The organism is Thioalkalivibrio sp. ALJ16 (assembly GCF_000377345.1).
GTDB lineage: Bacteria > Pseudomonadota > Gammaproteobacteria > Ectothiorhodospirales > Ectothiorhodospiraceae > Thioalkalivibrio.
Map to the genome: position 1 here is coordinate 159,001 of NZ_KB898041.1, position 6,740 is coordinate 165,740.

6 protein-coding genes and 1 pseudogene are annotated in these 6,740 nt (G+C 64.2%); all 7 read left to right on the plus strand.

The genetic code is table 11. The features are described 5' to 3' along the window. Nucleotides 1-208 precede the first annotated feature (208 nt). On the plus strand, nucleotides 209-1,018 hold the full coding sequence (gene soxA, locus D000_RS0106820; protein WP_018872789.1) for a sulfur oxidation c-type cytochrome SoxA: 810 nt from the start codon (nucleotides 209-211) through the stop codon (nucleotides 1,016-1,018). Nucleotides 1,019-1,046: 28 nt separating this feature from the next. Continuing rightward, complete coding sequence (gene soxX / locus D000_RS0106825) at nucleotides 1,047-1,736, plus strand: sulfur oxidation c-type cytochrome SoxX (protein WP_018872790.1); 690 nt, start codon at nucleotides 1,047-1,049, stop codon at nucleotides 1,734-1,736. A 265-nt stretch (nucleotides 1,737-2,001) separates the two neighbouring features. Next, entirely contained in the window at nucleotides 2,002-2,688 is a 687-nt protein-coding gene (soxX, locus tag D000_RS0106830) for a sulfur oxidation c-type cytochrome SoxX (RefSeq protein ID WP_018872791.1), read from the plus strand. A gap of 91 nt (nucleotides 2,689-2,779) precedes the next feature. Continuing rightward, nucleotides 2,780-3,673, plus strand: a complete 894-nt coding sequence (locus D000_RS0106835; protein WP_018872792.1) for a 23S rRNA (adenine(2030)-N(6))-methyltransferase RlmJ — start codon at nucleotides 2,780-2,782, stop codon at nucleotides 3,671-3,673. Nucleotides 3,674-3,687: 14 nt separating this feature from the next. After that, nucleotides 3,688-5,601 carry a molecular chaperone HtpG gene (gene htpG, locus D000_RS0106840; protein WP_026279820.1) on the plus strand — a complete coding sequence of 638 codons (1,914 nt, stop codon included), beginning with the start codon at nucleotides 3,688-3,690 and terminating at the stop codon, nucleotides 5,599-5,601. Between the two features lie 104 nt (nucleotides 5,602-5,705). Next, nucleotides 5,706-6,188 carry a peptidylprolyl isomerase gene (locus D000_RS0106845; protein WP_018872794.1) on the plus strand — a complete coding sequence of 161 codons (483 nt, stop codon included), beginning with the start codon at nucleotides 5,706-5,708 and terminating at the stop codon, nucleotides 6,186-6,188. Nucleotides 6,189-6,408: 220 nt separating this feature from the next. Beyond that, nucleotides 6,409-6,740, plus strand: a pseudogene (locus tag D000_RS14375) (energy transducer TonB); the annotation flags it as partial.

Genomic DNA, 6,740 nt, shown 5'->3' on the forward strand with positions numbered 1-6,740 from the left:
GTCTGCCACTCGGTGCTGATGCCCAAGAACCGTTGAAAAACAGACTTTTAGGAAACGCTAATATAGTCTTTTATGTTGACAGCGCGCACCCGGGTTCAGCACTCTGCTACACAGGTCCGGGCCAGAGGAGTCCCGGGCTTAACCGAAAAAAACCCGTGTGATGGAGGTTTCCATGTTCAAGAAAGCATTGCTTGCGTTGCCCGTAGCAATGGCTGTTGGGGCTGCGGCTCAGGCCGGCGAGTGGCAGGACCCCAATGATGTGCTGCAGAATCTGCTGCAGAACAACCCCGATTCCAAGTACCTGCATCAAAGTGAAATGAACATCATGATGATGCCGGACAACCCGGCCCTGTGGCTGGTCGAAGAAGGCGAGGAACTGTTCTACGCCCAGCGTGGCCCGAACAACGTCTCCCTGGAAGGCTGCGACTTCGGCAAGGGCCCGGGCGAGCTCGAGGGTGCTTACGTCGAGCTGCCGCGCTACTTCGACGACGTGGGCAAGGTGATGGACTTCGAGATGCGCCTGGTGCACTGCATGAAGGAACTGCAGGGCTTCACCAGTGACGACTCCGCCGTCGGCCAGCGTCACGGCTCCGGCTCGGACATCATGAAGCTCACCACCTACATCGCTCACCAGTCGTCCGGCATGGCGTGGAACCCGCCGCTGGATCATCCGGAAGAACAGGCCATGCGGGACGCTGGCGAAGTGCTCTTCTTCCGTCGTGGCGGTGCGATGGACTTCAACTGTGCCTCCTGCCACGGGGATGCGGGCAAGCAGATCCGTGCCTCCGTGCTGCCGCAGATGCGCGATAGCCAGGAATGGACCAAGGCGGTCTCGTGGCCGGCCCATCGCGCGGGTCAGGACAACGTGCGTAGCCAGAACCACCGTATCCGCGGTTGCGTATGGCAGATGCGTCATGCCGGCATCCTGCCGGACACCCCGGTGAACACCGCCCTGATTTCCTTCTGGAACGATGCGGCGCGTGGCGAACCGGCCATCCTGCCTGATCTGAAGCGGTAATCTACGGACGCAATAGGAGACACCAAGTATGTTTAAAAAGAATGCTGTTGCGGCCGGCATGGCCGCGTTCGCATCCGTCGCCCTGGCCGCGGGCTGCGCGGTAGCCGACGGGAGCAAGGGCTCGGACGTCGACATCACCGCGATGAGCGCCGAAGAGCTTGCCGAATACTTCATCTTCGAGACCGGCAGCTTCCGCGATCAGGAGATGCAGGAAGGTGGTACCTGGCGTGATCGCATGACCCAGGATGACATCCAGAAGGCCTGCTCCATGGAAGGTAACCCGGACGGCGAGACCGCCGGCCGCGTCGTCGCAATGGCCCGCGCCTCCTACGAGGCCCCGGAGAGCATCGAGCTGGGTGACTGGCGCAAGGGTGCCGAGCTGGCCGATTCCGGCTTTGGCTATCGCATGGGCCACAACAATGACAACCACGGTCAGCGCGAGCCGGGTGGCAACTGCTACAACTGCCACGTGTTCGACCCGCGCGTGTCCGTACAGGGCACTATTGGTCCGAGCCTGGTGAACTACGGTGCCAATCGTGGCACCAGCGAAGCGGTCCTGCGCTACGTGCATGAGGTGATCTCGAACCCTCACCAGTACTTCCCGTGCACGGAGATGCCGCGCTTCAACACCGTCGATCGCCAGCTCCTGACCGACGAGCAGATCAGCCATATCATGGCGTATCTGCTGGATCCGGAGTCGCCGGTCAACAACCAGTAAGCATTGTTCTGGTCGAGGGCAGCCTGTAAGGGCTGCCCTTTTTGAATGGCCGCGGGGTTGCTCGCGGTGATCCTTCTACGAATTTTTACCAGCGTCTCTTCAATGCGCGACCTCGGTTGCGCGGCCAGGCCGGGTAGTGACCGCGCCTGCAGGGGGAGCGCTGAACAATGTTTCCCTGGGGGGCATTGGGCGTATACGCCTTTAGGGCATCGGTACCCGAACCGGCAAGAAGCGGCATCAGCCGACGCAAGAGGAGACATCAGGGATGCTCAAGAAGAAGACAGTTGGGGCGGGCTTGGCCCTCGTGGCGTCCACCGTGCTGATCGCGGGCTGCGACGGCTGGTTGGGCGAAACCGGAGGCGAGGTCGACATTACGGCGATGAGCGCCGAAGAATTGGCGGACTATCTCGTGCTGGAGACGGGCAGCTACCGTCTCGAGCAGGAGGCACAGGAAGGTGGTTCGGCACGCGATCGCATGACCCAGGACGGTATCCAGGCCGCCTGTTCGCTCGAAGGCGACCCGGATGCCGAGACCGCGGGCAATGTGATTGCGATGGCTCGGGAGAGTTACGAGGCACCGCCCGGAGGAGCGCGACTCGGGAACTGGCGGCGGGGTGCCGAACTGGCACGTTCGGGATATGGCTATCGTGTCGGCCATCGCAACGACGATCACGGTCAGCGCGAACCTGGTGGCAACTGTTACGCCTGCCACCAAATGGACCCGGCCGAGGAACTCTACGGTACCCTGGGGCCGAGTCTGGCGGGCTATGGTGCAACGCGCGGCAACGACAGTGCGGTGGTGAATTACGTGCATCAGGTGGTCTCCAACCCGCACCAGTATTTCCCCTGCACGCAGATGCCTCGTTTCGGCCGCAACAACTTCCTCACTGAAGAGCAGATTGCGCATATCATGGCGTACCTGCTGGACCCGGCTTCTCCGGTCAACCAGTAATCCGTTCACACGGTCGAGGGTGGTCCTGACGGGCTGCCCTTCTTGAGCCACCGCGGGTACGCTCGCGGTGGCTTTTTGCTTTGGGGGGCGCATGCTCAGCTATCAGCACGACTATCACGCCGGCAACTTCGCCGATGTCCACAAGCATCTCGTGCTCTGGCAGGTACTGGAGGCGATGCGCGTGCGTGACAAGCCGTTCGTGGTGCTCGACCTGCATGCGGGTGCCGGGGGGTATGACCTCAGCGGTGCCAGAGCGCACAAGACTCAGGAGGCCGCCGCCGGGATCGCGCGGCTCTGGGGCGCCGACACGGCCGACTCGCCGGAGTGCATCCGTGAATTCCTGAAGACCCTGCGCGGATTCCAGCCCCAGCCGCCACGCCTGACGATCTACCCCGGATCGCCGCTGCTGATTCAGTCGCGGCTGCGCGAGCGTGATCGCCTGGTCGCCTGCGAGCTGCATCCGGAAGCGCATGCGCGCCTGCAGAACGGCCTGGCCGGTGATGCGCGTTGCCACGTGCACCGGCGCGATGCTCGCGAGGCGGCACGTGCCCTGTTTCCGCCGACGCCGCGACGCGGGCTCGCCCTGCTGGACCCGTCCTACGAGCGCAAGGCGGAGTACCGCGAAGTGGCGGAGATGGTCGTCAGCATCCGGCAACGCTGGAACACGGGCACCGTGCTGATCTGGTATCCGGTCCTTGCGGGCCGGCCGGATCACGCGCTGCGCGAGCAGATTCGAAGTGAGCTGGACGACCCCTGGCTGCTGAGTGAACTGCGCCTTGTGCGCGAGCCGGACCGTCATCTGGGGCTGGCCGGTTCCGGGATGCTGGTTCTGCGCCCGCCGTGGCAGCTCGAGGCGCGTCTGCCGAAGTGTCTGCTGCCGGCATGGCGACGGCTCGACCCGGAGCAGCAGGGTGGCCTTTACCAGGCGATGGCCCTTGAAAACGGGAAGGGCGACCCTACGTTGCGACGTGTCGAGACCATTTGAAGGACGAGCCGGACATGAGTGAAACCCAGACCGACCCGAACACCGAGACCCGCCGCTTCGAGACCGAGGTCAGTCAGTTGCTGCAGTTGATGATCCACTCGCTGTATTCCAACCGCGAGATCTTCCTGCGCGAACTGGTCTCCAACGGTGCCGATGCGTGTGACAAGTTGCGCTTCGAGGCGCTGGCCCGGCCCGACGCGATCCCGCAGCCGGCCGAGCTGGCAATCGACGTCGAGGTGGATCCGGAGGCGCGCACGGTGACGGTCCGCGACAACGGTATCGGAATGTCCCGCGAGGAGGTGGTCGAGCATATCGGCACCATCGCGCGTTCTGGCACCAAGGCCTTCCTCGAGAAGCTGACCGGCGATCAGAAGAAGGATTCGCAGCTGATCGGTCAGTTTGGGGTCGGATTCTACTCCTCGTTTATCGTAGCCGACCATGTCCGCCTCGAGACTCGGCGAGCGGGGACGTCCGAGGAAGCCGGTACCCGCTGGGAGTCGCGCGGCGACGGCGAGTACACACTTGCCGACTGCGAGCGCCCCGAGGCCGGCACCGAGATCACGCTGACGCTGAAGGAGGACGCCGACGAGTTCCTCGAGTCCTTCCGTCTGCGCCACATCATCAGCCGCTACTCCGATCACGTGGCGTTCCCGATCCGCATGCGCAAGGCGGACGACGACGGCAAGCCCACTGACGAGTGGGAGACCGTCAACCGTGCCAATGCGCTGTGGACCCGCTCCAAGAGCGAGATCAGCGACGAGGAGTACCGCGAGTTCTACAAGCACGTCGCGCACGACTTCGAGGACCCGGCCGCCTGGACCCACAACCATGTCGAGGGGCGCCAGGAGTACACCACGCTGTTCTACATCCCGAAGCGCGCCCCGTTCGACCTGTGGGACCGCGACGCGCGCCATGGCGTCAAGCTCTACGTAAAGCGCGTGTTCATCATGGACGACGCCGAGAAGCTCCTGCCGAACTACCTGCGCTTCGTGCGCGGGGTGGTGGACTCGGCCGATCTGCCGCTGAACGTCTCGCGCGAGATCCTGCAGGACAACCGCCTGGTCGACTCGATCCGTTCCGGCTCGGTCAAGAAGATCCTCGGCCTGCTGGAAAGCATTGCGAAGAACGAACCAGAGAAATACGCCGAGATCTGGCAGAACTTCGGCCGCGTGCTGAAGGAGGGTCCGGGCGAGGACCACGGCAATCGCGAGCAGATCGCGGGCCTGCTGCGCTTCGCCAGCACGCACAATGATGACGACACCCAGAACGTCGCGCTGGCCGACTACATCGACCGGATGAAGGATGGCCAGGACGCGATCTACGTGATCAGTGCGGACAACGCCAGCGCGGCGCGCAACAGCCCGCACCTGGAGATCTTCCGCAAGCATGGTATCGAGGTGCTGCTGCTGTCTGACCGGGTCGACGAGTGGTTGCTCTCGCACCTGCGCGAGTTCGACGGCAAGGCGATCAGGAATGTCGCCAAGGGTGATCTGGATCTGGACAAGATCATCGGCGACGACGCGGCGCAAGAGGATGCCGCGGACGACAGCGCGAAGACCGAACAGGACCTGGGCGACCTGCCCGAGCGCATCCAGGCCGCGCTGGGCGAGCGTGTCGACTCGGTGCGCGCCTCGAAGCGCCTGGTCGATTCGCCGGCCTGCATCGTGCTCGGCGAGCACGAGATGGCGCTGTACCTGCAGGAGCTACTGAAACAGGCTGGGCAGGAGACCTTCTCCAGCAAGCCGGTCCTCGAGATCAACCCGAAGCACCCGCTGGTCGAGCGCCTGCGCGCGGCCGAAGGGGACGACTTCGGCGATCTCGCCTCGCTGCTGTTCGACCAGTCGCTGCTGGCGGAAGGCGGGCAGCTGGAGGATCCGGCGGGTTTTGTCGCCCGGTTGAACCGGCTGCTGCTGCAGAAGGCCGCCTGATCGGGTCGATCACCCGCTGGAAACCCCGTGCGCGGCGGGTGACCTGACGCGGAAGCCCATTCCGCGTTACCCTGAGCCGTTCACGTATCAAGAGGGCAGAGCCCATGCAAGTCGCGCAGAATGCCGTTGTGGCCATTCACTACACCCTGACCAACGACGCTGGCGAAAAGATCGACAGCTCCGAAGGCCGCGAGCCGCTGGCCTACCTGCACGGGAACGGCCAGATCGTCCCGGGTCTGGAGAAAGAGCTGGAAGGCAAGGCCGCCGGTGACAAGGTCCAGGCCAAGGTTTCCCCGGCAGAGGGCTATGGCGAGAAGATCGATGCCATGGTCCAGCAGATCCCGATGGAGGCCTTCCAGGGCGTGGAATCGGTCGAGCCGGGGATGCAGTTCCAGGCCCAGACCGAGAATGGCCCGCTGACAGTCACCGTGACCAAGGTCGAGGGTGACACCGCCACGGTCGACGGCAATCACCCGCTGGCCGGCGAGACCCTGAACTTCGACGTCGAGATCGTCGAGGTGCGCGAGGCGTCTGCCGAAGAGCTGGAGCATGGTCACGCCCATGGGGTCGGTGGCCACCAGCACTGATCGCGCTACGCGATTCGCCCTACGCAGGGGCGGACCTTGCAAGGCCCCGGTTTCCGGGGCCTTTTTTATGGATACGGTTCCTTGGTGATCGATCCTGAACGGTGTTGCAAATCATTCGCATTAACGATAATGTGCCGCGCATGCTGAGTGAAGGGGCAGAACGCGAAATGCCGGCTGGCAAGCGCCGGGGGTTGAATCCCGGGGACGCGCCGTGAATGCGATGCGTCGTGCCCCGGCCGGGCGGCTGCGTCCGCTCGTGCTGGGGGTGAGCCTGAGTGTCGTGCTGCATGGTTCGGTGCTCGCCGGCCTCTGGTTCCTGCGCGATGCCACCGAGCCGGAGTGGACGGAATCCCGCGGCGACGGCGGACTGCAGGCGCACTGGGTCGATCTGGATGCGATGCGCCCGGATGATTCGCTCGCGGCGGTCGAGCCGGAGCCGGAGCCGGAGCCGGAGCCGGAGCCAGAGCCAGAGCCAGAGCCAGAGCCAGAGCCAGAGCCAGAGCCAGAGCCAGAGCCAGAGCCAGAGCCAGAGCCAGAGCCAGAGCCAGAGCC